This is a genomic window from Mesorhizobium sp. B2-1-1 (assembly GCF_006442975.2).
Taxonomy (GTDB): domain Bacteria; phylum Pseudomonadota; class Alphaproteobacteria; order Rhizobiales; family Rhizobiaceae; genus Mesorhizobium.
In genome coordinates, this window is the sequence record NZ_CP083954.1 from 877417 (window position 1) to 902744 (window position 25328).

Sequence of the window (25328 nt, forward strand, 5' to 3'; positions counted from 1 at the left end):
GCGACGGCTGGCGCGGCAGCCATCGTGACGACATGGCCGGGAGATCTCAGCTCGGCCGCTTCTTCGCCTTCTTGGGTTTCGGCGGTCCGGCGTTGTCGAATTTCGGCTTGCCCGGCTTTTTCGCCCAGGGCTTCGCGTCCGATGCGGCGGGGCGCTGGTCGCCAGCCGGCGCGCGCTTCTCGAATTTGCGCTTCGGCGCGTTCGGGTCGAACGGCGCCTTGCCGCGATGCGGTTTCTTGTCCGGACCTGGCGGCTGGTAGCCGGCGCGCGACAGGTCCGGCATGCCGTCCAGCCGTTTCACCACGATGTTACCCTGCAATTTGCGGTCGGGACCAACGGCGGCGAGGAAACGGTCGGCCCAGTCGGCGGCGATCTGCACGAAGGTCTCTTCCGGCTGCATCTTGATGGCGCCGATCTCGCGCTTGGTGATGCTGCCGGTGCGGCACAGCATCGGAATCAGCCAGCGCGGCTCGGCATTCTGCCGGCGCCCGACCGACAGCGAAAACCAGACGCTGGCGCCGAAATCGTCGCGGCGGCTGGGCGCCTCGTCGCGGCGCGCGAAGTTTTCGCCCGCCGGTCTTTCACGCGACGGCGTGAACGGCGCGACGTCCATCAGATCCTCTGGCGCCGAGCGGCTCGAGCGGCACAGCCGCACGAAGGCGGCCGTCACCTGCTCGGCGCCGTGCTTGGCGAGAAGCGCGTCGATGAAGCCGCGTTCGTCGTCCTTCACCGGTTCGTCGAAGGCGGGATCGGCAAGGATGCGCTCGTCGTCGCGGCGGATCACGTCGTCGGCGGATGGCGGACTTGCCCATGTCGCGGTCAGCTTTGCGCTCGCCAGCAGGCGTTCAGTGCGCCTGCGGGCGCTGTTGGGCACGATCAGCGCGCTGACGCCCTTGCGACCCGCGCGTCCGGTGCGGCCGCTTCGGTGCAGCAGCGTTTCCGGGTTGGTCGGCAGGTCGGCGTGGATGACCAGCTCCAGATTGGGCAGGTCGATGCCGCGCGCCGCGACGTCGGTGGCGATGCAGACCTTGGCGCGGCCATCGCGCATCGCCTGCAGCGCGTGGCTGCGTTCGTTCTGGCTGAGCTCGCCCGAGAGCGCGACGACGGAAAAATTGCGGTTGTTGAAGCGTGCGGTGAGATGGTTGACGGCGGCACGGGTGTTGCAGAACACCAGCGCGTTTTTCGCCTCGTAGAAACGCAGCACATTGATGATGGCGTTCTCGCGATCGGCCTGGGCGACGCTGAGCGCCCGGTATTCGATGTCGAGATGCTGCTTCTCCTCGCCGGCGGCCGAGATGCGCACGGCGTCACGTTGATAGCCCTGGGCGAGGGTTGCGATGGAGCGCGGCACGGTGGCCGAAAACATCAGCGTGCGGCGCTCGGCGGGGGCGGCGTCGAGGATGAATTCCAGGTCCTCGCGAAAACCGAGATCGAGCATCTCGTCGGCTTCGTCCAGCACCACCGCCTTCAGCGCCGACATGTCGAGCGAGTTTCGCGTGATGTGGTCGCGCAGCCGACCGGGGGTGCCGACGACGATATGGGCGCCGCGTTCCAGCGCGCGCCGTTCGGTACGCATGTCCATGCCGCCGACGCAGGAGGCGACCGTGGCGCCGGTCAGCTCGTAGAGCCATTCCAGTTCGCGCGTCACCTGCAGCGCCAGCTCGCGCGTCGGCGCCACCGCCAGCGCCAGCGGGGCTGCGGCATGGGCAAAGCGGTCGGCGCCGCCGAGGAGCGTCGGCGCCATGGCAAGACCGAAGGCCACCGTCTTGCCGGAACCGGTCTGCGCCGACACCAGCGCGTCGGCCTGGCCAAGTTCCAGGACCGCCTTCTGCACCGGCGTCAGTTCGGCATAGCCGCGTTTTTCCAGCGCCTTTGCCAGCGCAGGAACAAGTGCTTCGAAGTTGGACATCTCGCTCTTTCGGAATTCAGGGCTTGCGCTCATCATGGAGCACATACAGGGCTGGCGCAGCGCCAGCCAGACGATCTCGCCCGTTCGTACTTGCTGGCGCCGCTCTTGTACAGGGCAGGCGGCACCGCCTTCCCTTCTCCCGCAAGGAGGGAAGGAAGAAACACCACTGATTGACTCCTGCCGCAAACCGCGTAAAAGCCCGCTTCGAACGGGATCGTTTTTCGATGCGCGGCCTTTTGATGGCTCTTCTTGCATTCGATGCCCCCAGCCGCAATGAGCATCATTGCGCCGGGCGTTTCGGCGCGTCCCCCCGTTCCAGCAAAGTAACGGCCAAAACCACCACCAAAACGGTGTGATTCCCTTGGCCTGACCACCCTCTCCCGGGTTCGGCCCGGGGGACGGAACCCGCACCTGGCCGGCGGGTTTTCTCCAACAACCAAGCGGAGAGGGATAGGAGATCTTTATGAGTTTCAAGGTTGCAGTAGTTGGCGCCACGGGCAATGTGGGCCGCGAAATGCTCAACATACTGGAAGAGCGCGGTTTTCCGGTCAGCGAAGTGGTGGCGCTTGCCTCGCGCCGCAGCCAGGGCACGGAAGTGTCGTTCGGCGACCGCACGCTGAAGGTCCGCGCACTCGACACCTACGACTTTTCCGACACCGACATCTGCATCATGTCGGCCGGCGGCAATGTCTCGAAGGAATGGTCACCCAAGATCGGCAAGCAGGGCTGCGTCGTCATCGACAATTCCTCGGCCTTCCGCTACGACGCCGACGTGCCGCTGATCGTCCCGGAAGTGAACCCGGATGCGATCTCGCTGTTCACCCGCAAGAACATCATCGCCAACCCGAACTGCTCGACGGCGCAGCTCGTCGTGGCGCTGAAGCCGCTGCATGACGCGGCCACCATCAAGCGCATCGTCGTGGCCACCTACCAGTCGGTGTCGGGCGCCGGCAAGGAAGGCATGGACGAGCTGTTCACGCAGACCCGCGCCGTGTTCGTCGCCGACCAGGTCGACGTCAAGAAGTTCACCAAGCGCATCGCCTTCAACGTGATCCCCCATATCGACGTTTTCCTCGATGACGGCTTCACCAAGGAAGAGTGGAAGATGGTCGCCGAGACCAAGAAGATGCTCGATCCCAAGATCAAGCTGACGGCGACCTGCGTGCGCGTGCCGGTGTTCATCGGCCATTCGGAAGCGGTCAACATCGAGTTCGAGAACCCGATCACCGCCGACGAGGCGCGCGACATCCTGCGCGAGGCGCCGGGCTGCCAGGTCTTGGACAAGCGCGAGGACGGCGGCTACATCACGCCGCTGGAATCGGCCGGCGAGGACGCCACCTTCATCTCGCGCATCCGCGAGGATTCGACCATCGACAACGGCCTGTCGATGTGGATCGTTTCCGACAATCTGCGCAAGGGCGCCGCCCTCAACGCGGTGCAGATCGCCGAACTGCTGGTCGAGCGCGGCCTGATCCAGCCGAAGAAGAAGGCAGCCTGACGGCTGTTTGGCTTTCGCTCGCGGGCCGCACCGCCGCTGCCGCGGCTGGCCCTCCGCGAGGGCGCCGGACGACCGGCGGCCCGCAGTCGCGGGCTCGGCCTTCGGCCGTTAGCTCACCTTCCCCCCGTCCTTATATGGGGAGAAGGTGCCGGCAGGCGGATGAGGGGGGGCGCCGGCCTATGTCCGATTTTCCGCCGCCAGTTCCCGCAGCAACCTCATCGCTTCCTCGGCCCGGTCGACCGGCACGAACAGATGGTCATGATAGAAGGCGGAGACGGGATTGACGCCCATGCCGGCGGCGGCGAGGCGTGCGGTGATGGCGGCGAGGAAGCCGACGGCTTCCAGCGACGAATGGATGTTCAGCGTTATCATGCGGCAGCGGAAAACGGCTTCCAGCCCGGCTGCCTGCGCCTCGTCTTCGGGCAGGATCAATGTCGTGCCTTCGCATTCGCGAAACAGCATGACCGCTTCGAGTCCTTCCGGAACCGATACACCCGCCGGCAGCGTGGCGAAGACATGGATGCCGGCAATCAATTGCGGCATCATCGACGCCAGCAATGTCTTCAGATCTGTCTCTCCGGCCATCTCGCCTGCTCTTGTCTGACGGGCCACGCCCGCCAGCTTTTCATATACGCGACCGAAGCGGGCCGATAGCCACGCCGGCGCGCTGCACGGACAACCCGGCGAGAGAACTGCGCTGCGGCGTGAGAGCATCAACGATTTCATATGCTTGCCGGAGATCGGCATGGCCTTGGCAGGCGCGGCGAAGCGCCGGCCTTCAATGTCTAGGGATCAAATCGGCCGCCTGGGAGTTAGGAACATGGCGGCGAGGACGGCGATCCCCGTGAGAGAGGAACGACAATGAAGAAAATCATGACCATTCTGGTGCTGACGGCAGCGCTTGGCGCCTGTTCGCAGACGGAAAAAGGCGCGGCCGTCGGCGGCCTGGGCGGAGCAGCGGTCGGCGCGGCGGTGGCGGGCGATCCCGTCCAGGGCGCCGTGGTCGGCGGCGCGGTCGGTGCCGTGGCCGGCGCGCTGATCGGGCGGGCCAGCGAACCGGGCCGCTGCCGTTATCGCGACAGCCGCGGCCATGTCTATGTCGATCGTTGCCCGAGCGGCTATTGAGCGGCAGCATCCGCACAATGAATTCGAAATAGAAAACGGCGGGCTAAGTAAGGGCCCGCCGTTTCGAAAAAGACGATCGGTGATCGATTACTCGGCCGTGGCAGGCTCCGCCTCGGCCGGCGCGGCCGCAGCCGCCGCGACGGCGGCAGCGGCGTCGTCCTGCGCCTTCTTCAGAAGCGCGGCGCGCTCCTGTGCCTTCTTGCCGGGCTCGGCCTTTTTCGGATTGGAGCGGGCGTCGCGCTTGGCGAGGCCGGCCTCATCGAGGAAGCGCAGCACGCGGTCGGTCGGCTGGGCGCCGTGCGACAGCCAGTGCTTGACGCGCTCGGCGTCAACCTTGACGCGCTCGCCGTCCTTCGGCAGCAGCGGGTTCCACGAGCCGAGCGACTCGATGAAACGGCCGTCGCGCGGCGAGCGCGCGTCGGCGACGACGACGTGGTAGTAGGGACGCTTCTTCGAGCCAGCGCGGGCCAGTCTGATCTTCAGTGCCATTTCTTATCTCCTAAAAGCTCTGATTTCGTTGGTAGGGTTGCGGCTAAATCTTTGTCTTCAGCCGGTTTTCGTCACGCCGTTGGCAGCGGCGATCTGTTCGTGGTGGCGGATCACTTCGCGGACGACGAAGTTGAGGAATTTCTCCGCGAAATCCGGGTCGAGATGCGCATCGTCCGCCAGCTGGCGAAGACGGGCGATCTGCTGCTGTTCGCGCGCCGGATCGGCCGGCGGCAAGCCATGCTCGGCCTTGAGCAGGCCGACCGCCTTGGTGCAGCGAAAGCGCTCGGCCAGCATGTGGATGAGGGCGGCATCGATGTTGTCGATCGAAGCACGGTAGCCGGCCAGGATGGTGCGGGCGTCCGCCATGTCCTTTTCCTCGTTCATCGCGTCCTCACTTCTTCTTGCCGAGGCCAGGCAGGCCACCGCCGCCGAGACCGGGAAGCCCGGGAAGCTTCATGCCGCCGGGCAAGCCGGGCAGGCCACCGCCGCCGGGAAGGCCGCTGGGCAGGCCCTTCATGCCGGCGGCCTGCGCCTGCTTCTGCAAGGCTTCGAGCTGCTTGGGATCCATCTTGGAGAGGTCCGGCATGCCGCCCATGCCAGCGGGCATCATGCCGCCGAGGCCCATCTTGGAGGCGAGCCCGCCCATCATGCCGCGCATCAGGCCGCCGCCTTTGCCCTTGCCGCCCATCGCCTTCATCATGTCGGCCATGCCGCGATGCATCTTCAAGAGCTTGTTGATCTCGGCCGCGTCGGTGCCGGAGCCGGCGGCGATGCGCTTCTTGCGGGAGTGCTTGAGAATGTCGGGGTTGGCGCGCTCGGCCTTGGTCATCGAGGAGATGATGGCGAGTTGGCGGCCGAACATCTTGTCGTCGAGACCGGCGGCGGCCATCTGGTCCTTCATCTTGCCCATGCCGGGCATCATGCCCATGATGCCGCCCATGCCGCCCATTTTCGACATCTGCTGAAGCTGCTGGGCGAGATCGTTCAGGTCGAACTTGCCCGACTGCATCTTTTTGGCCATCGCCGCCGCCTGCTCGGCGTCGATGTTCTCGGCGGCTTTTTCGACAAGCGAAACGATGTCGCCCATGCCGAGAATGCGGTCGGCGATACGCTTGGGGTGAAATTCCTCCAGCCCGTCCATCTTCTCGCCGGTGCCGATCAGCTTGATCGGCTTGCCGGTGACGGCGCGCATCGAGAGCGCGGCGCCGCCACGGCCGTCGCCGTCCATGCGGGTCAGCACCAGTCCGGTGATGCCGACGCGCTCGTCGAAGCTCTTGGCAAGGTTGACGGCGTCCTGGCCGGTCAAGGAGTCGGCGACCAGCAGGATCTCGTGCGGGCCCGACACCTTCTTGATGTCGGCCATCTCGACCATCAGCGGCTCGTCGATATGGGTGCGGCCGGCAGTGTCGAGGATGACCACATCGTGACCGCCGAGCCTGGCCGCCTGCACGGCGCGCTTGGCGATATCGACCGGGTTCTGGCCGGCGACGACAGGCAGCGTCGCCACCTTGACCTGCTCGCCGAGCTGGCGCAACTGCTCCTGCGCGGCGGGGCGCCGCGTGTCGAGCGAGGCCATCAGGACCTTCTTGTTCTGACGCTCGGTGAGCCGCTTGGCGATCTTGGCCGAGGTCGTCGTCTTGCCGGAACCCTGCAGGCCGACCATCATGACGACGACAGGCGCCGGTGCGTTGAGGTCGACGGCGACGCCTTCGGCGCCGAGCATGTCGACCAGCTCGTCATGCACGATCTTGACGACCATCTGGCCGGGCTTGATCGACTTCAGCACCGCCGCGCCGACCGCCTTCTCGCGCACCTTATCGGTGAAGGAGCGCACCACTTCCAGCGCCACGTCGGCCTCGAGCAGCGCACGGCGCACCTCGCGGAGCGCCGCCGAGACATCCGCCTCCGACAGCGCGCCGCGGCCGGTCAGGCCGTTCAGGATGGAGCCAAGGCGCTCCTGAAGTGATTCAAACATTCTGTTTCCTTTTCCCTGGCAACCGGATGGTGCCCGAGAGGTAATGCGTTCGCGCCAGGTGTCCAAGTCTCGTGGCAAGCAAAAGCCAAAACCAAAAAGCACCCGGGGGCGCACAGCGCTGCCGGGTGTTGGCCTCCAGGATCTGTTTACAGCACTTGGCCTCAAAGAGGCTTCGGCGTCCTGGTCGGCTTGCTCGGAGGGATACTCGTCGCGGAATTCGGGGCTGTAGACAGGAAAACGGCCGCGGAGTCAAGACAAGGACCGTTCCGCCGGTCTCCCCGCGCAGCAATCAGGTCGCCTTCGTTCCGTCTGCAGGTTCGGCCGAGACGCTCAGCGGCGAGCGCGGATGCAAAAGCAGCAGGGCCGTCAGCAGGCTGCAGGCGATGCCAATCATGGCGATGAGGACCGCGTCCGACGTCGCCCAGCCCGGCCCTTCGAGTGGTCTGGCGGTAAACAAGGCGAAGGAATTGTAGCTCTCCTGATGCGAGATCAGCAGGAAGCCGGTCAGATTGTTGCCGAGATGGGCGCCGAGGGCCGCGCCGAGATTGCCGGTGGCATAGACGACGAGCGTCAGAAGCAGTGCAAAAGCGGCGATCGAGACCAGCACGCAGGCGTTGATGGCGGCCGAGGCGTTCGCGCTCCAGTGCAGCGAGGTGAACAGCAGGCCCGGCAGCAGCGCCCAGACGAACGGGCTCCTGAACCGGTAGGCAAGACCGCGCAGCAGGTAACCTCGGAACAGCACCTCTTCCGATGACGTCTGCAGAAAAGTGAGCGCCAGGATCGGGATCAGGAACAGCAGCCAGGACGACAGGGCGATCGAGCCGCGCGCGATCTCGGGCTGCATCAGGTAGAGCAGGACCTCGGACACGAGCGACGTGACCAACACCGCGACCAGTCCCTTGATGAAACCCGAGCGCGAAATGCGACGGCTGTTGCCGAGGAGCGCCGACAGCTTCTCGCCATGCACCCAGCGCATGGCGATCCACAAGCCGATCCAGATGCCGGCGAAAGACGCGAGCGCGGTGAGAATGCCGATTGGCGACGCAAGGAAACCCTGCATGCCGCCGGCGGGCGCAGCCGCGCCTTGCGCTGTCCGCCAGGCGAAAAAGGCATAGGTGCCGCCCAGCAGCACGACCCCCGTCGACGCGGCCCAGAACAGGACGACGATCCCGGTCCCGAGAAGCAGGCGCGGCAGGGTCGTCTTTTCGTTGGCTGTGTTTCGATAGTGCTCGAAGGCGGCAGGGTCCGATATCACGCTCTCTCGCAAGCTGGTGCTTCGCGTCGCATGATCTATGGGATCGGGCGGTTCTGCGCAATCATTCCTATTCGATACGCCCCGCCAGCCTTCGGCGCATTCGCGCCGCCCTCGCCTGCCTGCCGGCAGGCGAAAGGCATGCTCCGATGATTAACCCCGTGTCCTATCCGCCTCAACGCACCACATACACGATGCGCCGCGTCTGCGGGTCGATCAGCGCCGGCTGGCCGTTCACATAGACGTAGCGGTAATCGTAATCGGGGATCTCGCGCAGTTCGACACTCTCGGGCAAAACGGCCCCAGTGACCACCTCGCCCTCAAGATAGACAGGGTCGACGCGATGCGTGTCGACATAGGTCCTGACTTCGGCGGGAGGCTGCGGGATGGCGTCCTCGACCGGCTCGCCGGCGATGATCGAGCCGGTGTAGTCGGTGGAATAGCCCTCGGGCGGCGACACGACGGCGACGCTGGAGCCGAGCGGACGTCGCGTCAACACGACCCGGTTGCCGCCGAAATCAGCCGTCACATAGTCCGAATAGACCCAGCCCTGGCCACCGGCTTCGGCGATGGTGCACCATTTGCTGTTTTCGATACAGCCATTGAGCGTCGCCGACTGGCCGGCGGCGAGCACGCCGATGACAGGATATTGCGGGCCTGGGCCAGCGCGGACGTTGAGATCGGTGATCGCGGAGACGGGGGTGTCGGCCATGGCGGCGCCCGAGAAGAGCGCGAGCATTCCGGCGACCGCGGGAAACAATACGGATTTCATGGTTTCTCTCCGTTTCATGGTCCCTCGGCAGCGAAAACGGGAGAGCGGCGCATGCGTTCCAGCTAAAATGTTGAAGCCAACTCACGATTTGTTCCCGTTTCTTGCGGCAGGCCGGTCAGAAGGTCGTGAACGAAGGCCAGTTTGCGCGCCGCGACATCCGAGATGACGAAGGGGTAGAGGTCGGGCAGACCCATGCAGCGATTGATGGAATTGGAGGCTTCCGACAGCACCAGCCAGCGCGACAGGATCTTTTCGAACGGTTCGGGAGCGGGTGTCGGTTCGGACGGCGCTGGTTGTAGCATGCCCCCGGTATCGCCTTGGGGCAATTCGTTGGCTTCCACCGTCTCCAGCCGGCCGAGCGGGAAGTTCAGCGCATGGACCATTTCCAGCGTGTCGGTGATGTGCAGGTGGTGGGCCCAGCTTTCGGCCCAGTCCTCCCAGGGATGGGAGGTGGCGTAGGACGAGATGTGGCGTTGCTGCCAGTCGGGTGGGGCACCATTGGCATAGTGGTTCTTCAATGCCTGCTCGTAGCCGGTGCGCTCGTCGCCGAACAGCGCGCGGAAGGCGTCAAGCCTTTGCGGATTGTCGCGGATCAGCCGGTCCCAGTAGTAGTGGCCGAGCTCGTGGCGGAAATGGCCGAGCAAGGTGCGATAGTTCTCGCCCATCTCAACGCGCCGCCTTTCGCGCTCGGCGGAGTCGGCTTCGGCGACGTTGAGGGTGATCAGGCCATTGTCGTGGCCGGTCAGGATGCGCTCGCCGCCCGGGCCGCCGCCGATCGGATCGGCAAGGAAGTCGAAGGCAAGGCCGGCCTCGTCGGCGGGGTTCTGCTTGGGCGTCACCGGCAGTCCGAAAGCCAGCAGCGAATAGACCGCGCGCTTCTTCGCGGCCTCGACCCGTATCCAGCGGCGGCGGTTGCCGTCGACGGAGAGGTCCGGGATCAGCTGGTTGAGGGCGCAGGCGCGGCAGAAGGGCTGTCCCGGCTCGGCCATCCAGTTGCAGGCGCATTCGTCGGCGTTGGCGCATGGGGAGCCGCCGTCGGCACCGGACAGGGCAAAGCAGGCGCGCTGCGGATCATAGAGCACGGCACTGGAGCAGTTCAGGCACCGGGCGTTCTCGAAATAGAGACGATGGCCGCAATGAGGACAGTCGAAGAGTTTCATCTCGGTCTCGGACCAGGGAACAGGGGAAGGCGCGTCGTGCAAAACGCCGGCCGACAGACGTCGTTCCCGACTGTGACGTCATTGAGCAACATGGCGCAAGGATCGTCAGGCCATGGGTGGTTCTTGCCACAATATTTGCTTGATCGTAGGCAAATTCCCTTCCATTGGCCAGCTTGCGCGCGCGACAGTGACAAGTGCGCGTTTCACTGGCAAATTCCGGCCGGGACGTGATTCAGGCAACCAGGAGAGAACAACATGGCATTTCTTGCCAAAGGTAAGATGTTTGCAGCGGCCACTGTGGTGGCGATGCTTGCGCTGGCGACGGGCGCACAGGCGGCGGCCAGCTGTGGCAAGACCGGAGCCGGCTTCGATGCCTGGAAGCAGGACTTCGCAGCGGAGGCCAGGGCCGAGGGCGTGGGTTCGAGAGGACTGGCGGCCCTGGCCGGCGCGACCTACGCGACCAGGACCATTTCCGCGGACCGCGCCATCCACAAGGCTTTCAGCGGCTCGGTGGAAGCCTTCATGAAGCGCCGCGGCGGGGCGGCGATCATTTCCAGGGGCCGGGCGCTGAAGAAATCGAATGCGGCGCTGTTCGACAAGATCGAAAGGACCTACGGCGTCTCGCCGGGCGTGCTGCTTGCCATCTGGGGCATGGAGACGGGCTTCGGCGCCTCCATGGGCAACCAGAACACGGTGTCCGCCATTTTGACGCTTGCCTATGACTGCCGCCGTCCGGACTACTTTCAGCCGCATGCCATTGCCGCGCTGAAGCTGGTCGATCGCGGAACGTTGACCGCCTCGTCGGTCGGGGCCATGCATGGCGAGATCGGCCACACGCAATTCCTGCCCGGAAATGTCCTGAAATATGGGGTGGGCAGCGGAAACCTGCGCGACAAGAGCACCGCGCTGGCTTCCACGGCCAACTTCCTCAAGGCGCATGGTTGGCAGGCCGGCGCGAGCGCTCAGGCGAATATGGGTGCAATTGCCGGCTGGAACTCGGCGAGTGTCTATCAACAGGCCATCGCCCGTATCGCCACCGCAATCGATGGCGAGTGATCGTTAGAAATCGCTGTTCAGCAGAAAGCCCGGCCGCGATGGCGGGCACTCTTACCGGATGTTAGCGCCGCCCCTCACCTGCCTGCCGGCATCCTCTCCCCGTATAGCGACGGGGAGAGGGCGCTGTCATCGACGGTTTCGCCAATTACAGTCGTTGCCAATTGCAATCGTTGCAAGAAAGGCGCTCGGGCTGCGGCCAGTCCCTTTCTTCCCGTCACTATACGGGGAGAAGGTGCCAGCAGGCCGATGAGGGGCGGCGCCGGCATCGACAATCGGCTCCAATAGAGACGCCGGGTTTTGTCTTGAGGCGAAACATACTGACATCAACTTCCGCGATTGCGCGCCGCTAAGGTGCGCAGCCTCAGCGCATTGAGGCGGATGAAGCCTGCGGCGTCCTTCTGGTCGTAGGCGCCGCGGTCGTCCTCGAAGGTCACCAGCGCGTCGGAATAGAGCGTCTTCTTCGACTTGCGGCCGGTAACGATGACATTGCCCTTGTAGAGCTTCAGACGCACCGTGCCTTCGACATCCTCCTGGCTCTTGTCGATCATCGCCTGCAGCATCAGCCGCTCGGGCGCGAACCAAAAGCCGTTGTAGATGAGTTCGGCGTAGCGCGGCATGAACTCGTCCTTGAGGTGGGCAGCTCCCCTGTCGAGCGTGATCGATTCGATGGCGCGGTGGGCAGCGATCAGGATGGTGCCGCCGGGGGTTTCGTAGACGCCGCGCGACTTCATGCCGACGAAGCGGTTCTCGACGAGGTCGAGCCGGCCGATGCCGTTGTCGCGGCCGAGATCGTTGAGGGCGGCGAGCATTGTTGCCGGCGACAGCTTCTTGCCGTCGAGCGCGACCGGATCGCCCTTCAGGAACTCGATCTCGATCTCGGTGACCTTGTCCGGCGCGTCCATGGGCGAGACGGTGCGCTGATGGACGAATTCCGGCGGCTCGCTCCACGGGTCCTCAAGCACCTTGCCCTCGGAAGAGGAATGCAGGAGATTGGCGTCGACCGAGAACGGCGCGTCACCCTTCTTGTCCTTCGGCACCGGAATCTGGTGCTGCTCGGCGAAGTTGATGAGGTCGGTGCGCGACTTGAACGACCAGTCGCGCCAGGGCGCGATGACCTTGATGTCGGGGTTGAGCGCATAGGCCGAAAGCTCGAAGCGCACCTGGTCATTGCCCTTGCCGGTGGCGCCGTGGGCGATCGCGTCGGCGCCGGTCTCCTTTGCGATCTCGACGAGGTGTTTCGAGATCAGCGGCCGGGCGATCGAGGTGCCGAGCAGATAGGTCCCTTCATAGACGGCGTTGGCTCGGAACATCGGGAAGACGAAATCGGCAACGAATTCCTCGCGCACGTCGACGACGCGAATGTCCTTGATGCCCATCAACTCGGCCTTGCGGCGCGCCGGCTCCAATTCGCCGCCCTGGCCGAGGTCGGCGGTGAAGGTGACGACCTCGGCGCCGAGCTCGGTCTGCAGCCATTTCAGGATGATGGATGTGTCGAGGCCGCCGGAATAGGCGAGCACGACCTTCTTGACGTCTTTTGTTTTCGACATTTGCTGTTTCCGCGACAAGAGTTCTCGGCCGGCGAGGTATCACGCCGTTTCCGGTCACTGCAAGGGATGAACGGGGCAAGGCGCGGAGAAACAGGCATCCGGGACAGCTGGATCATTCTTTCCGTCGCACAGCCGCTGGCAACGGCAGTAGCCATTCGTTATAGCAGCGTCTTTAGAGCCAACGGACCGCCCATGTCCTTCATTCCCGACACCGCAACGCTGATCCAGTTCGCCATCTCCACGTTCATCCTGGCGATCACGCCCGGACCGGACATGACGCTGTTCGTCTCGCGCACGCTGAGCCAGGGCCGCGCCGCCGGCTTCGCCTCGATGGCGGGGGCGCTGTGCGGCACGCTGATCCACACCACCTTGGTGGTGGTCGGTGTCTCGGCGCTGATCGTCGCCTCACCGATGGCCTTCTTCGTGCTGAAGATCTTCGGCGCCGGCTATCTCGTCTTCCTGGCTTGGCAGGCGATCACCAAGGGTTCGGCCTTCTCGCCGGAGAAGAAGACGGGCCCGCAAATCTCGCTGTTCCGGAGCTGGATGGTGGGGCTGGGCGTCAACCTGCTCAACCCGAAGATCATCCTGTTCTTCATGACCTTCCTGCCGCAATTCGTCTCCGCGCATGATCCGCACGCGCCGGGAAAGCTGTTCTTCCTCGGCGCCATGTTCGTCGTGCTCTCGACCCCGGTGACGACCCCGATGGTGCTGGCGGCGGAGAAATTCTCGGCGGCGATGAAGGCCAGCCCGCGCGTGACGCGGGTGGTCGACTATCTCTTCGCCGGCGTGTTTTCCGCGTTCGCGCTCAAAATCCTGACTGCCCAGGCGAAGTAGGATTTTGCTGTTCGCTGCTGATCTCTTCCGAACCGGAGGTCAGCAAAGCTCCCTGCTTACGTGGGCGCTCGGTTCGAGGTCAGGGTTCGGCTTTCCACCAGGTTCCGGCCCAGCGCCCGGCGCTGAGCCAATAGAAGATGCCCCCGACCATGCCGCCGCCGATGACGGCGGCCATGGCGCGCGGCTCGGTGACGGCGAATGGCGTGTCGCCCATCTGGTCGGCGAAGCCGAGGAAGACGGCGGCGACGATCGCACCGGCCAGCGCATAGAACAGCCAATCGCGCCGGCCGAGGATCTCGGCGATCAGAATCGCGAGGGCCGCCGGCATGAAGGCGAAATAGGCGGCAAACAGCGCGACGAAGGGGATCGAGAAATAGAGCGAGGCGGTCGCCGCCGGCTCCGCATGCGCCAGCGTGTAGCCGAGCGAGGCCAGGAACAGGACATTAAGGAACGCGCTCGCCGCCAGCGCGGCGACGGCATAGCCGAACAGGATGACGGCAAGGCGCACGATATAGGCGACGAGGCGGGTCATTGCGGATCCCGGCGCATGGGATGGCCGGACTTGCGCCCGGCCAGAAACCAGTAGACCGAACCGGCGGCAATGCCGGCGGTGGCCAGGAAGCCGAGAAAGCCCGGGTTGAAAACAAACCCTCCGGCCGAGCCCGGGACAAGAACCCCGAATGCGATGGACGTGATCGCGCCCGTGGCCGCGAAGTAGAACCACCCCCGAAGCGACAAGCGTTCGGCCATGAAGATCGCGGGGCCGACGATCAACAACGCGCAGACCGCCACTGTCACTACCGCGAGCGGGAAGGAAACCAGCCAGTCGAACGCGAAAACGATGGACCAGGTGCCATATTCGAGCCCTTCCAGAAGAGCGATCAGCAGCACAGGCACCAGGATCGAGGTCAGCACGGCGGCGATATAGCCGACTGCTATGATGACGAAGCGCTTGAGCCCGGCGACGAGACGCCTCACGCCTCGCCGTGCCCCGCGATCATCATGGCTTCCAGCGCCAGCCGGTCGACCTTGCGCATGCGCTCCGATTCCGACTTGAGCTGGCCGCAGGCGGCGAGGATGTCGCGGCCGCGCGGCGTGCGGATTGGCGACGCATAGCCGGCGTTATTTATGTAGTCGGCGAATTTCTCGATCGTCTCCCAGTCCGAGCACTGGTAGTTGGTGCCGGGCCAGGGGTTGAACGGGATCAGGTTGATCTTGGCCGGAATGCCCCTGAGCAGCTTGACCAGCGCCTTGGCATCGTCGAGGGAATCGTTGACGTCCTTCAGCATCACATATTCGAAGGTGATGCGCCTGGCGTTCGACAGGCCGGGATAGGCGCGGCAGGCGGCGATCAGCTCCTTGAGCGGATATTTCTTGTTGATCGGCACCAGAAGGTCGCGCAGATCGTCATTGGTGGCGTGCAGCGAGATGGCGAGCATGACCCCGATCTCCTCGCCGGTGCGGAAAATCTCCGGCACCACGCCGGAGGTCGACAGGGTAATGCGGCGCTTGGAGAGCGAAAGACCGTCGCCGTCGGAAGCGATCAGCAGCGCTTTCTTGACCGCCTCGAAATTGTAGAGCGGCTCGCCCATACCCATCATGACGATGTTGGACACTTTGCGGCCCTCGGCCGGCACGATGGCGCCGTCGGGCGTGTCGCGGTCGGGGAAATCGCCGAGCCGGTCGCGCGCGGTGAGCAACTGGGCGAGGATTTCCTCGGCCGTCAGGTTGCGCACCAGCTTCTGCGTGCCGGTGTGGCAGAAGGAGCAGGTCAGCGTGCAGCCGACCTGCGAGGAGATGCAGAGCGTGCCGCGGCCTTCCTCGGGGATGTAGACGGTCTCGATCTCGACCGGGCGGCCGGCGCCGCGCGGCGGGAAGCGGAACAGCCATTTGCGCGTGCCGTCGGCGGAGACCTGCTCCTCGACGATCTCGGGCCGCGCCACGGTGAAATGCTTGTCGAGTTCGGCGCGAAGATCCTTGGAGATGTTGAACATGCCGGCGAAATCGGAGACGCCGCGCACATACATCCAGTGCCAGAGCTGCTGTGCACGCATTTTTGCCTGGCGCTCCGGCACGATGCCGGACGCGACGAGCGCCTCGCCCAGTTCGGCGCGCGTCAGGCCGATCAGCGACGGCTTTTCCGGCTGTATCGCGCGGGCGCGCAACGCGTCGCGGGCGCCTTCGGCGGTGAGGTCGAATGAAAGGGTCATGGTTGCACTGATATAAGCGGTTTGCTGCCGATTTCATCCATCGGCCGGATATGAAGCGCGGCCCATAGCACAGCTTGGCGGCGGAGTCATGCGATGGCGAGGCGATCCGTGTGCCGACCGATTGACAGATGCGCCGGCCGGTCAGACCTGCGGTCCGTGCTTTTCGCCCGAAAACGGATCACTTGATCGTGTTGAAGTAACGGTTCTCACCGCGTGTTCGAACCCTGAATGGGGCAACCATGCCCTGACAAATGGGAGTACGCACGATGAACTCTATCAAGCTCGCCGTCATTGCCGGCTTCGTCGGCCTTTCAGCCTCGCAGGCATTTGCCGAAGACGCGATGGGCACAATGACCATGATGAAGGCAGGGCAAGTCACGGCAATCATGCCGGACGGGCATATGGGCACCATAACGCCGGACGCGAAAATGAGTGCCGAGATGATGAAGATGGCAAAGCCGATCAAGCACTGCATGATGATGATGACCGACGCCAAGGGCAAAGCCTTCATGATCGACACGTCGACCAAGAAGGCTCAGGCGGAATGCGAAAAAATGGCCATGTGAGGCCTGCCGTCGATCGATATTCCCGCCGGCTCGAAGGTCGGCGGGAGCCCATCCGAGCCTTGTTCCCGCAGACCACTCAGCACACGCAGGTCGAGATATCACCTGTCGGTGTTGAGGGTGTCTCATGATCAATGCGGAGACGACGATCATTGCGCCGAACCGGCATAACTCATGGTTCCTTGTTCATGGTGCCAAACCGCAGCCATGGACTTTTGCTCCACGTCCGTCTTCCATTTCACGTTTGATGCGAACGCTTGATCGAGGCCATGCCTGTGTTAGGGCTGGGGCTCCGTCGAGAGGACACACATGAACGGTACAGTGCGAAAATACCCCTTGCTGCGGCGTTCGCGCGCGATGTGGGGCTCTCGCCGGGTGTGGCAGCCGCGGCTGGTGTTCTGGGCCGGCGCGATCTGCATCGGCGTGATCAGCGTGCTGTTCGCGGTGCTCGCCGACAAGGCGCAGGCGCTGTTCCATGCCATGACCGGCGATGACGGCGGCTGGCGTTTCTATCTGCCGCTGGCGATCACGCCGCTCGGCTTCGTGCTGTGTGCCTGGCTGGCGCAAGCCTTCTTCCCGGGCTCGCAAGGCAGCGGCATTCCGCAGGCGATCGCGGCGCGGCATCTGCGCGACGACGACGACCGTGGCCACATCCTGTCGCTGAAGCTGGTCGCGGGCAAGATCGCGCTCACCCTGGTCGGCCTGTTCTGCGGCGCTTCGATCGGCCGTGAGGGACCGACCGTGCAGGTCGGCGCGTCGTTGATGCTGCAGGCGGCACGCTGGGGCGGCATGGCGCAGGCGCGCGGCCTGATCCTGGCCGGCTCGGCCGCCGGCATCGCGGCCGCCTTCAACACGCCGCTGGCCGGCATCGTCTTCGCCATCGAGGAAATGGGCCGCACCTACGAAGCGCGGACCAACGGGCTGGTGCTGACGGCGGTGATCCTGGCCGGCATCGCCTCGCTCGGCCTGCTTGGCAACTACACCTATTTCGGTGTCTCGAAGGAGACGATCTCGTTTGCCGCCGAGTGGCCGCTTGTGATTGCCTGCGGCGTCATCGGCGGCGGCCTCGGCGCGCTGTTCTCGCTCCTGGCGCTGAAGGCGACGCGCCGGATCCGGCGCTGGAACACGGGGCAGCCCTTGCGGCGCGTCCTGCTGGTCGCCGCCATCTGTGGGCTCGGCGTCGCGGCGATCGGCATCGCCTCGGGCGGCCTGACCTTCGGCACCGGCTACGCGCAGGCGCGCGGCGCCGTTGAAGGCACGCCGCTGCCCTGGTTCTTCTTCGCCGAGAAGTTCCTTGCCGGGCTGCTGTCGATGGTCTCGGGCATTCCGGGCGGCATCTTTGCGCCTTCGCTTTCGGTCGGCGCCGGCATCGGCAGCTCGCTCGGCCTCGTCTTCGGCGCCAGCACGGGTGCGGCCGCGTTGCTCGGCATGGCCGGTTATTTCGCCGGCGTCGTGCAGGCGCCGATGACGGCCTTCGTCATCATCCTGGAGATGACCGGCAATCACGACAATGTCATCGCGCTGATGCTGGCCTCGATGCTGGGCTACGGCACGGCGCGCATGATCTCGCGCGAGCCGCTCTATCATGCGCTGTCGCGCGTCTTCATCGCGGAAGCGATCCGCCGGCGCAGGGCGGAGGCGGCGCCGGAACCAGGTCCGGCGTGAAAAACAAAGGCCGGACCCAGCGGTCCGGCCTCTCTGTTCAAAGCGAAATTTCGACTATTTGCAGTTGGCGATCGACGACAGCGCCGCCGAGATGCCTTTCAGCGAGAAGACGTAGGAGGTGGTGTTGCCGCGGCCGGACTTGGCCTGCACCTTCATGTCGGTGCCGGATTTCATGGCGGCGATCAGCACCGGCTCCTCGGCGGCGTTCTCGACCCAGGCCGACTTGCCGCGCGTGAACATCGAAAACGTCTTCTTGTCGATTGTGACGGTGGCCTTGGAGTTTTCCTGGAAAGTGTAGCCGGCGATGAATTGCGGCTCGTAGGATACCTGCTGGCCGGGCCGCTGGCTGACGAAGAAGAACATGTCGCCATGGTCGAGCGTCGGCGGCTGCTTGTCGGTCGGCACGGTGAGGACATAGCAGACCTTGCCGCCCGATGCCTGGTAGCTGTAGGTGCCCCAGGCATTGTGCTGGCCGATCTTGGTCGCCTGCTGCGCCATCGCCGGCGCTGCGAAGGCCACCAGGACCAGGCTCGAAACTGTAGCAATCAATCCGCGCATCGTTTTTCCCGTATTCCAAATGGTGCGGAGGCGGGCCGCGTGGCGTCCTGCCGTCGCTTCATTTTGATTTAATCTGGGTTACCAAACGGTGAATTACCTCTGAGAAAAGGACGCTCACCCCAGGAAACCGCCGCCGTCTTCGCGCCGCCGCCTTTCAAGCGGCTGGCGCGATGTCCCTTCGGCGACTTGGAGGGCATGAAAGCGGCAAGAGTTTGACTTTTCCACAAGCCCTCTGAACGCTGGTGTCCAGCGCGCGCGAAGGCCGGTTCCAGGGCTCAGCCCTTGTCCGATATGGCGTCCTTGGCGGCCTGCCGGTGCGCCGGCGTGATATGGGCGCTGACGGCGGTGATCGCGGCGGTGAGCACGGCGATATCGTCGGTGAAGCCGAGGCCGAGGATGAAGTCGGGGACCATATCCACCGGCAGGACGAAATAACCGAGTGCCGCCACCAGGATGCCTTTTGCGCGCAGCGGCGTGTTCTTGTCCATGGCGCAGTAATAGGCCGCGACGACATCTTCCATGAACGGGATCTGCCGCGCGGCCTTCTTGGCCGTGCGCCAGAATTTCTCGCGCACCTCGCTCTCACCGCCCAGCCTGTCGCCAAAGCCGAAGAAATCAAAACCGGATTTTTGCGCCATCAATTTCTCCTTGCGGGCTCATGCGCCTGCCTGCGCATGGCCGCGGGGCAAAATGTGGTGAAACCCGACGCTTGCTGCAAGAGCTTGGGAGATCGCTGGCCTGAAAATCGGAATCAGTCTTTAGCGTGCTGTCCTGCGGATCAGGTGATGCCGGCCTGGCGGACACTCCGCTGGCAGTCGTCCTCCCTTGGAGTTCGGCGGCAAACGCACCTCCCGTCGTCATTCTAGGGCGAAGCAAGGAGCGAAGCGACGCGGCGCAGACCCTAGAATCCATGCCGCGACTCAAGAGCGACGCAGCGGTGCTGAATTCTGCTCGACTGCACCCCTTGGTCAACGTCGCGGCATGGATCCTCGGGTCTGCGCGTCCGCTTCGCCCGTGGCTGACGAAGCCGGGGTTGCCGCACCTATGAATTACCCTAGCCAACAAAGCGGTCCATTTTCTTCGCCAACTCGATGTCAAGCGTCGTGACGCCGCCGGCATCGTGCGTGTTCAGCGTCACGTCGACGGTTTTGTAGACATTCGACCAGTCGGGATGATGGTCCATCTTCTCGGCCGCAAGCGCGACACGGGTCATGAAGGCGAAGGCTTCGGAGAAATTCCTGAAGGTGAACGTCCGTTTGATGGAAGCGCCATCCGCAGCCAGCGACCAGCCTTCGAGGTCTGTCAGCGCCGCGATGATGGCTTCCTTGCCAAGTTTCTCTCTCGTCATGTCCGGTTCCTGTGCTATTTCGAAGATGACTTTCACCATAGCGCCGGATCGATGAGCACGAAGCCCATAAAATCCATTCTGTTCGTCTGCCTGGGCAACATCTGCCGTTCGCCGCTGGCGGAAGGCGTGCTTCGTTCCGTGCTGACGGAACGTGGACTGGGCCGGGACATAGTGCTCGATTCAGCCGCAACCAGCGACTGGGAGGCGGGCTCCGCCCCCGATCGGCGTTCGATCGCCATCGCGTCGCGCCACGGCATCGACATATCGGAACTGCGGGCACGCAAGATCGCGCCCGAGGATTTCTCGCGTTTCGACCTGATCTTCGGCATGGACAGGTCGAACGTCGCCGACCTGAAGACGCTGGCGCCCGCCGGCGTGCGCGACCGCATCCACCTGTTCCTGGAATTTGCGCAGGGAAAGGCGCGAGACGTGCCGGATCCCTATCACGACGGCGAGGAAGCCTTCGCCGAGGTCTACCGCATGATCCGCGAAGCGTCGGAGGCGCTGGCGACGCGGCTTGCCGCGCGCGTATCGGCGCCCGACAACGGCCAGGCTTCCTCGACGATGTAGGGGCCGCCGCCGACCGAATCGCGCGACGACATCAAGACGAACCGGCTGATGCGGAACGGCAAGGTCGAAAAATTGCCGCGCGCCGAAAGATATTGGGCGACGTCCAGCGGGCTCGAATTGCGCAGGCGGGCCAGTGTGACATGCGGCATGAACTTGCGCGGATCGGCCGGAATGCCGAGCCGCTGGCAGATGCGCTCGATTTCAGCCTGAAGCGCCGAGAGATCCGGCGAGGCAGAGACCCCGGCCCATACGGCATGCGGTTTCTTCTGGCCGAAAGCGCCGACGCCCGACAGCGTCAGCGGGAAGGAGGGGCGGTGGACGCGGTCGAGCGCGTTGGCGATCTCGTCGGCGACATGGCCTTCGACATCGCCGATGAAGCGCAGCGTCAGATGATAGTTCTCGACGTCGATCCAGCGGGCCCCGGGCAGGCCGCCCCTGAGCAGGGACAGCGAAAGGGCGGCGTCACGCGGAATTTCGAGGGCGGTGAAAAGACGCGGCATGAAGAGCCTCCCTTCCTCGAATCGAACTGTGCCCCCAGCGAATCATCGATAATCAAGCGGGGCAAGAGGTTTGTTGGTCACAGGTCTCGTCAAAAAGATTTCCCCAACGGAAAGGGCCTATCCCGTCTTACGATCCTCCCGGCGCCGCCGCGATGGCCTTCTCGACCGCAGGCAGGATGCGCTCGACCATCTGGGCGACCCCCTTGGCGTTCGGATGCAAGCCATCCTCAAGCTGCAGGGCGGACTGGCCGGCTACGCCGTCGAGAAAGAACGGGTACAAGGTAACGCCGTATTTTGCAGCCAGTTCCGGGAAGATGGCGTCGAAGGCGTTCTGATAGTCGGCGCCGAGATTGGGCGCTGCGCGCATGCCGGCCAGCAGAACGGCGATCTTGCGCTCTTTCAACTTGGCCAGCATCGTATCCAGGTTCTTGCGGGTGATGTCGGGCGAAACGCCGCGCAGCATGTCGTTGGCGCCGAGTTCGAGGATGACAAGCTGCGTGCCGTCCGGCACCGACCAGTCGAGCCGCGCCAGCCCGCCGCTGGAGGTGTCGCCGGAAACGCCGGCATTGGCGACGGTTACATCCCTGCCCCTGGCGCGCAGCGCCGCCTGCAGCCTGTCGGTAAAACCCTCGTCGGGTCCGAGGCCGTAGCCGGCCATCAGGCTGTCACCGAAACCGACGATCTCGAAAGGCTCGGCGCGTGCCGACGAGATGGCGCCGCAAATGGCGAGGAAAACGATCAGGCCTGCGGCAATTCTGCGTTGGAAAGACATGCGGCAGGTCCCATATGACAGAGAATTCTTCCGGCGACGGCCCGCAGGCGGAGCCCTCATCTCCATATAGGACGCTTTCATTTTGACAGAAGCCGTCATCGAGCTGAAAGACGTATCGCTGACATTGGGCGAAGGCGCCTCGTCCGTCCATGTGCTGAAGGGCGTCAGCCTCGATGTGGCGCGCGGCGAGGCGACCGGCATCGTTGGACCGTCGGGGTCGGGCAAGTCGACGCTGCTCATGGTTCTCGCAGGTCTGGAAAGGGTCGATTCGGGCACGGTACGAATCGCCGGCGAGCTGCTCAACGGCAAGAGCGAGGATCAGATCGCATCGTTTCGGGGGCGAAACATCGGCATCGTGTTCCAGTCCTTCCATCTCATCCCCAATATGACGGCGCTCGAAAATGTCGCCGTGCCGCTGGAGCTGGCCGGTCGTGCCGATCCGTTCTCGGTGGCGGAACGCGAGCTGGCGGCCGTCGGTCTGAGCGACCGCGTGACGCACTATCCCGGCGAACTTTCGGGCGGCGAGCAGCAGCGCGTCGCGATCGCCCGGGCGCTTGCGCCATCGCCGCGCATCCTCATCGCCGACGAGCCGACCGGCAATCTCGACCAGGCAACCGGCAAGCAGGTCGCCGACCTTTTGTTCGCCAAGGCGGCCGAGCGCGGCATGACTCTGGTGCTGGTCACGCATGACCAGGCGCTCGCGGCGCGCTGTTCGCGCCAGGTCTCCATGCGCTCCGGCAGGATCGAGGCACCGGCGCCGACCAAGGCCATCGCCTGATGTCACCGGCGCGGACGTTGAAGCTCGCCGTCCGCTTCTCCTTGCGCGAGATGCGCGGCGGCCTGTCCGGTTTCCTGATCTTCCTTGCCTGCATCGCGCTCGGCGTCGCAGCGATCGGCGGCGTGAATTCCGTGGCCCGCTCGATCAGTGGCGGCGTCGCCAACCAGGGCCAGACGCTGCTTGGCGGCGATCTGCGCTTCCAGCTTAACCAGCGCGACGCAAGCGAAGCCGAACGCGGCTTCCTCGATGGGCTGGGCACGGTGTCGAGAACCGCCAGCATGCGTTCGATGGCGCGGCTTGCCGACGGCTCCGATCAGGCGCTGGTCGAGGCCAAGGCCGTCGACGAGGCCTATCCGCTTTACGGTGCGCTGGAAACCGAGCCGGCGCTGACGAAGCAGGAACTGTTTGGCGAACAGTTCGGTGTTTTCGGCGCGGCCGCGCCCGACCTGCTGTTCGAGCGGCTGCATGTGAAGCTCGGCGATCGGCTGAAGCTCGGAACCGCCACCTTCGAACTGCGCGCCAGGCTGGTCACCGAGCCCGATGCCGTGTCCGAAGGTTTCGGTTTCGCGCCGCGCCTGATGATCTCGACCGAGGGCCTGGTCGCGACAGGGCTGGTTCAGCCGGGCAGCCTCGTCGAGAATTCCTACAAGATCCGGCTGGCCGCCGACGCCGACGAGGCGCGGCTCAAGGCCATCCAGGACAAGGCTGCCAAGGATTTCCCGGAGTCCGGCTGGTCGATCCGCACGCGCAGCAATGCGGCCCCGGCGCTCTCTTCCAACATCGAACGCTTTTCGCAATTCCTGACCCTGGTCGGGCTGACGGCGCTGGTGGTCGGCGGCGTCGGCGTCGCCAACGCGGTGCGCGCCTATCTCGACGGCAAGCGCGGCGTCATCGCCACCTTCAAGAGCCTGGGCGCATCGGGCGGCTTCGTCTTTGCCGTTTACCTCGTGCAGATCCTGATGATCGCGGCCCTCGGCGTCGCCGCAGGTCTGGTGCTCGGCGCACTGATGCCCTTTGCCGCGAGCGCCGCACTTCAGTCGGTCGTTCCGGTGCCGGCGCGAGGCGGCTTTTATCCCGGCGCTCTCGGCATGGCAGCGCTGTTCGGACTGCTGGTGACGCTGGCCTTCGCGCTGCTGCCGCTCGGTCGCGCCCGCGATGTGCCGGCGACCGCGCTGTTCCGCGAGATGGGACTGGAAGGCCGCGGTTTTCCACGCCCTGTCTATGTCGTTTCGGCGCTCGGCATCGCAGTGCTTCTTGCAGCGCTCGCCATCCTGTTTTCGGGCGACCAGCGCATCGCTTCGATTTTCGTCGGAGCCACCCTCTTCGCCTTCCTGGTGCTGCGCCTGGTCGGCGCGCTTGTGCAATGGGCGGCAAGGAAGTGCCCGCGCGTGCGCTTCGTGGCGCTCAGGCTCGCCGTCGGCAACATCCATCGGCCGGGCGCGCTGACGCCGTCGGTGGTGCTGTCGCTGGGGCTTGGGCTGACGCTGCTGGTGACGCTGGCGCTGATCGACGGCAATCTGCGGCGGCAGATCTCCGGCAGCCTGCCGGAGCGGGCGCCGAACTTCTTCTTCGTCGATATCCAGAGCAGCGATGTCGACGGCTTCTCCAGTCTGATCAGCAAGGAGGCCCCGCAGGGGACGCTTGCCAAGGTGCCAATGCTGCGCGGCCGGGTGATGGCGCTGAACGGCGTTGCCGTCGACAAGGTCAAGGTACCGGCGGAGGGCGCTTGGGTGCTGCGCGGCGATCGCGGCCTGACCTATGAGGCCAAGCAGCCGGACAACGCGACGCTGACCGAGGGCAGCTGGTGGCCGGCCGATTATACCGGCGAGCCGCTCGTCTCGTTTTCCGACAAGGAAGGCAAGGAAATCGGGCTGAAGCTCGGCGATACCGTCACCGTCAACGTGCTCGGCCGCAATGTCACGGCCAGGATCGCCAATTTCCGCCAGGTCGAATGGGAGACGATGGGCATCAACTTCGTCATGGTGTTCTCGCCCAACACATTTGCCGGCGCGCCGCATGGCTGGGTGGCGACGCTGACCGAAAAGAGCGCCACCGCGGCTGATGACGCCCGCATCCTCAATGCCGTCACCCGCGCCTTCCCGGCAGTCACTACGGTCCGCGTCAAGGACGCGCTCGACATCGTCAACCGTCTGGTCGGACAGCTCGGCGCGGCGATCAGGGCGGCGGCCGGCGTGGCACTGATCGCGTCGGTGCTGGTGCTGGCCGGCGCGCTCGCCGCCGGCAACCGGGCGCGCATCCATGACGCGGTGGTGCTGAAGACGCTCGGTGCGACGCGGCTGACGCTGATATCGGCCTTCTCGCTCGAATACATGCTGATCGGCCTCGCCACGGCGGTCTTCGCGCTCGCCGCCGGCAGTGCCGCCGCATGGTTCGTCGTCGCCCGCATCATGACATTGCCGTCGCATTTCATGCCGGAAGTGGCGGTGGCGACCATTCTCTTTGCGCTGGTCATCACCGTCGGCATCGGTCTCGCCGGCACCTGGCGGGTGCTCGGCCACAAGGCAGCGCCCGTGCTGCGAAACCTCTGAGTCCGCATCGGTTCCACCCCGCCGACGGCCGGCATTTGGTTAAATCGACGTAATGTTTCGCGGCCAAAGGGCTGGAAAACCGCGCCATGCGTGCCTCACGAAGCATTACACCCGGTTACGGTCTTGTTCTTGACGCGAATAACCATCATATTTCGCCGCAGGCATGCTGGAGTCCCGCCAGCGGCGCCTGGGTCCGGG

26 protein-coding genes are annotated in these 25328 nt (G+C 64.8%); 9 read left to right on the forward strand and 17 right to left on the reverse strand.

Going from position 1 to position 25328, the window contains the following annotated elements:
• Positions 1-46: 46 nt before the first annotated feature.
• Positions 47-1909, reverse strand: coding sequence for a DEAD/DEAH box helicase (locus tag FJ972_RS04155; protein WP_140524564.1), 1863 nt, complete (start codon positions 1907-1909; stop codon positions 47-49).
• A 463-nt stretch (positions 1910-2372) separates the two neighbouring features.
• Here FJ972_RS04155 and FJ972_RS04160 point away from each other — a divergent pair, with 463 nt between their 5' ends.
• Positions 2373-3407: an aspartate-semialdehyde dehydrogenase gene (locus FJ972_RS04160; RefSeq protein WP_140492147.1), complete on the forward strand. Its 1035-nt coding sequence runs from the start codon at positions 2373-2375 to the stop codon at positions 3405-3407.
• A gap of 177 nt (positions 3408-3584) precedes the next feature.
• On the opposite strand, the gene FJ972_RS04165 is transcribed toward FJ972_RS04160, so the two are convergent.
• The gene (locus tag FJ972_RS04165) at positions 3585-3992 is read right to left on the reverse strand and encodes an ACT domain-containing protein (RefSeq protein WP_140524566.1); all 408 of its coding nucleotides are present in this window, start codon (positions 3990-3992) and stop codon (positions 3585-3587) included.
• 276 nt (positions 3993-4268) lie between these two features.
• On the opposite strand from FJ972_RS04165, the gene FJ972_RS04170 reads away from it, so the two are divergent.
• The gene (locus FJ972_RS04170) at positions 4269-4532 is read left to right on the forward strand and encodes a YMGG-like glycine zipper-containing protein (RefSeq protein ID WP_140492153.1); all 264 of its coding nucleotides are present in this window, start codon (positions 4269-4271) and stop codon (positions 4530-4532) included.
• 87 nt (positions 4533-4619) lie between these two features.
• Here FJ972_RS04170 and rpsP read toward each other — a convergent pair whose 3' ends face one another.
• The 6 genes from rpsP to FJ972_RS04200 form a co-directional block, all read right to left on the reverse strand.
• Entirely contained in the window at positions 4620-5021 is a 402-nt protein-coding gene (gene rpsP / locus FJ972_RS04175; protein WP_140492156.1) for a 30S ribosomal protein S16, read from the reverse strand.
• A 57-nt stretch (positions 5022-5078) separates the two neighbouring features.
• A complete protein-coding gene (locus FJ972_RS04180; protein ID WP_140492160.1) occupies positions 5079-5405 on the reverse strand; it encodes a chorismate mutase in 327 nt (108 codons plus the stop codon).
• Positions 5406-5412: 7 nt separating this feature from the next.
• Positions 5413-6996, reverse strand: a complete 1584-nt coding sequence (gene ffh / locus FJ972_RS04185; RefSeq protein WP_140524568.1) for a signal recognition particle protein — start codon at positions 6994-6996, stop codon at positions 5413-5415.
• A 289-nt stretch (positions 6997-7285) separates the two neighbouring features.
• Positions 7286-8251, reverse strand: a complete 966-nt coding sequence (locus FJ972_RS04190) for a CPBP family intramembrane glutamic endopeptidase (protein ID WP_140524570.1) — start codon at positions 8249-8251, stop codon at positions 7286-7288.
• Between the two features lie 172 nt (positions 8252-8423).
• Positions 8424-9020, reverse strand: a complete 597-nt coding sequence (locus FJ972_RS04195; RefSeq protein ID WP_140492169.1) for a DUF1236 domain-containing protein — start codon at positions 9018-9020, stop codon at positions 8424-8426.
• A gap of 62 nt (positions 9021-9082) precedes the next feature.
• Entirely contained in the window at positions 9083-10180 is a 1098-nt protein-coding gene (locus tag FJ972_RS04200; RefSeq protein WP_140524572.1) for a putative zinc-binding metallopeptidase, read from the reverse strand.
• 255 nt (positions 10181-10435) lie between these two features.
• On the opposite strand from FJ972_RS04200, the gene FJ972_RS04205 reads away from it, so the two are divergent.
• The gene (locus FJ972_RS04205) at positions 10436-11236 is read left to right on the forward strand and encodes a lytic transglycosylase domain-containing protein (protein ID WP_140492175.1); all 801 of its coding nucleotides are present in this window, start codon (positions 10436-10438) and stop codon (positions 11234-11236) included.
• Between the two features lie 323 nt (positions 11237-11559).
• On the opposite strand, the gene FJ972_RS04210 is transcribed toward FJ972_RS04205, so the two are convergent.
• Entirely contained in the window at positions 11560-12783 is a 1224-nt protein-coding gene (locus FJ972_RS04210; protein ID WP_140524575.1) for an argininosuccinate synthase, read from the reverse strand.
• Positions 12784-12975: 192 nt separating this feature from the next.
• Between FJ972_RS04210 and FJ972_RS04215 the strand changes: the two genes are divergently transcribed.
• The gene (locus tag FJ972_RS04215; RefSeq protein ID WP_140524577.1) at positions 12976-13617 is read left to right on the forward strand and encodes a LysE family translocator; all 642 of its coding nucleotides are present in this window, start codon (positions 12976-12978) and stop codon (positions 13615-13617) included.
• Between the two features lie 79 nt (positions 13618-13696).
• Here FJ972_RS04215 and FJ972_RS04220 read toward each other — a convergent pair whose 3' ends face one another.
• The 3 genes from FJ972_RS04220 to rlmN are packed head-to-tail and all read right to left on the reverse strand — an operon-like array spanning position 13697 to position 15827.
• Complete coding sequence (locus tag FJ972_RS04220) at positions 13697-14149, reverse strand: hypothetical protein (protein ID WP_140524578.1); 453 nt, start codon at positions 14147-14149, stop codon at positions 13697-13699.
• The gene (locus FJ972_RS04225; protein ID WP_140524580.1) at positions 14146-14595 is read right to left on the reverse strand and encodes a hypothetical protein; all 450 of its coding nucleotides are present in this window, start codon (positions 14593-14595) and stop codon (positions 14146-14148) included. The genes FJ972_RS04220 and FJ972_RS04225 overlap by 4 nt, the downstream gene beginning before the upstream one ends.
• Complete coding sequence (gene rlmN, locus FJ972_RS04230; RefSeq protein ID WP_140492190.1) at positions 14592-15827, reverse strand: 23S rRNA (adenine(2503)-C(2))-methyltransferase RlmN; 1236 nt, start codon at positions 15825-15827, stop codon at positions 14592-14594. Before rlmN ends, FJ972_RS04225 begins: the two co-directional genes overlap by 4 nt.
• 266 nt (positions 15828-16093) lie before the next feature.
• Between rlmN and FJ972_RS04235 the strand changes: the two genes are divergently transcribed.
• A complete protein-coding gene (locus FJ972_RS04235; RefSeq protein ID WP_140524581.1) occupies positions 16094-16393 on the forward strand; it encodes a hypothetical protein in 300 nt (99 codons plus the stop codon).
• A gap of 306 nt (positions 16394-16699) precedes the next feature.
• Positions 16700-18055, forward strand: a complete 1356-nt coding sequence (locus FJ972_RS04240) for a chloride channel protein (RefSeq protein WP_140492196.1) — start codon at positions 16700-16702, stop codon at positions 18053-18055.
• 54 nt (positions 18056-18109) lie between these two features.
• Here the strand turns inward: FJ972_RS04240 and FJ972_RS04245 are convergent, their stop codons facing one another.
• From FJ972_RS04245 to FJ972_RS04255, 3 genes are all read right to left on the reverse strand, one after another.
• Entirely contained in the window at positions 18110-18613 is a 504-nt protein-coding gene (locus FJ972_RS04245; protein WP_140492199.1) for an invasion associated locus B family protein, read from the reverse strand.
• 275 nt (positions 18614-18888) lie between these two features.
• Complete coding sequence (locus FJ972_RS04250; RefSeq protein ID WP_140524583.1) at positions 18889-19251, reverse strand: YkvA family protein; 363 nt, start codon at positions 19249-19251, stop codon at positions 18889-18891.
• Positions 19252-19667: 416 nt separating this feature from the next.
• Positions 19668-19961: a 4a-hydroxytetrahydrobiopterin dehydratase gene (locus FJ972_RS04255; RefSeq protein ID WP_140524585.1), complete on the reverse strand. Its 294-nt coding sequence runs from the start codon at positions 19959-19961 to the stop codon at positions 19668-19670.
• Between the two features lie 51 nt (positions 19962-20012).
• Here FJ972_RS04255 and FJ972_RS04260 point away from each other — a divergent pair, with 51 nt between their 5' ends.
• A complete protein-coding gene (locus tag FJ972_RS04260) occupies positions 20013-20531 on the forward strand; it encodes a low molecular weight protein-tyrosine-phosphatase (RefSeq protein ID WP_140524586.1) in 519 nt (172 codons plus the stop codon).
• Here FJ972_RS04260 and thpR read toward each other — a convergent pair.
• Positions 20435-21031 (reverse strand): RNA 2',3'-cyclic phosphodiesterase, encoded by a 597-nt coding sequence (gene thpR, locus FJ972_RS04265; protein ID WP_140524588.1) that lies wholly within the window; start codon positions 21029-21031, stop codon positions 20435-20437. The genes FJ972_RS04260 and thpR overlap by 97 nt on opposite strands.
• 127 nt (positions 21032-21158) lie before the next feature.
• Positions 21159-21803, reverse strand: a complete 645-nt coding sequence (locus FJ972_RS04270; RefSeq protein WP_140524590.1) for an arylesterase — start codon at positions 21801-21803, stop codon at positions 21159-21161.
• An 82-nt stretch (positions 21804-21885) separates the two neighbouring features.
• Here FJ972_RS04270 and FJ972_RS04275 point away from each other — a divergent pair, with 82 nt between their 5' ends.
• Together FJ972_RS04275 and FJ972_RS04280 are read left to right on the forward strand one after the other, a co-directional pair.
• The gene (locus FJ972_RS04275; RefSeq protein ID WP_140524591.1) at positions 21886-22581 is read left to right on the forward strand and encodes an ABC transporter ATP-binding protein; all 696 of its coding nucleotides are present in this window, start codon (positions 21886-21888) and stop codon (positions 22579-22581) included.
• A complete protein-coding gene (locus FJ972_RS04280) occupies positions 22581-25130 on the forward strand; it encodes an ABC transporter permease (protein ID WP_140524593.1) in 2550 nt (849 codons plus the stop codon). The genes FJ972_RS04275 and FJ972_RS04280 overlap by 1 nt, the downstream gene beginning before the upstream one ends.
• The last annotated feature ends 198 nt before the right edge of the window (positions 25131-25328 follow it).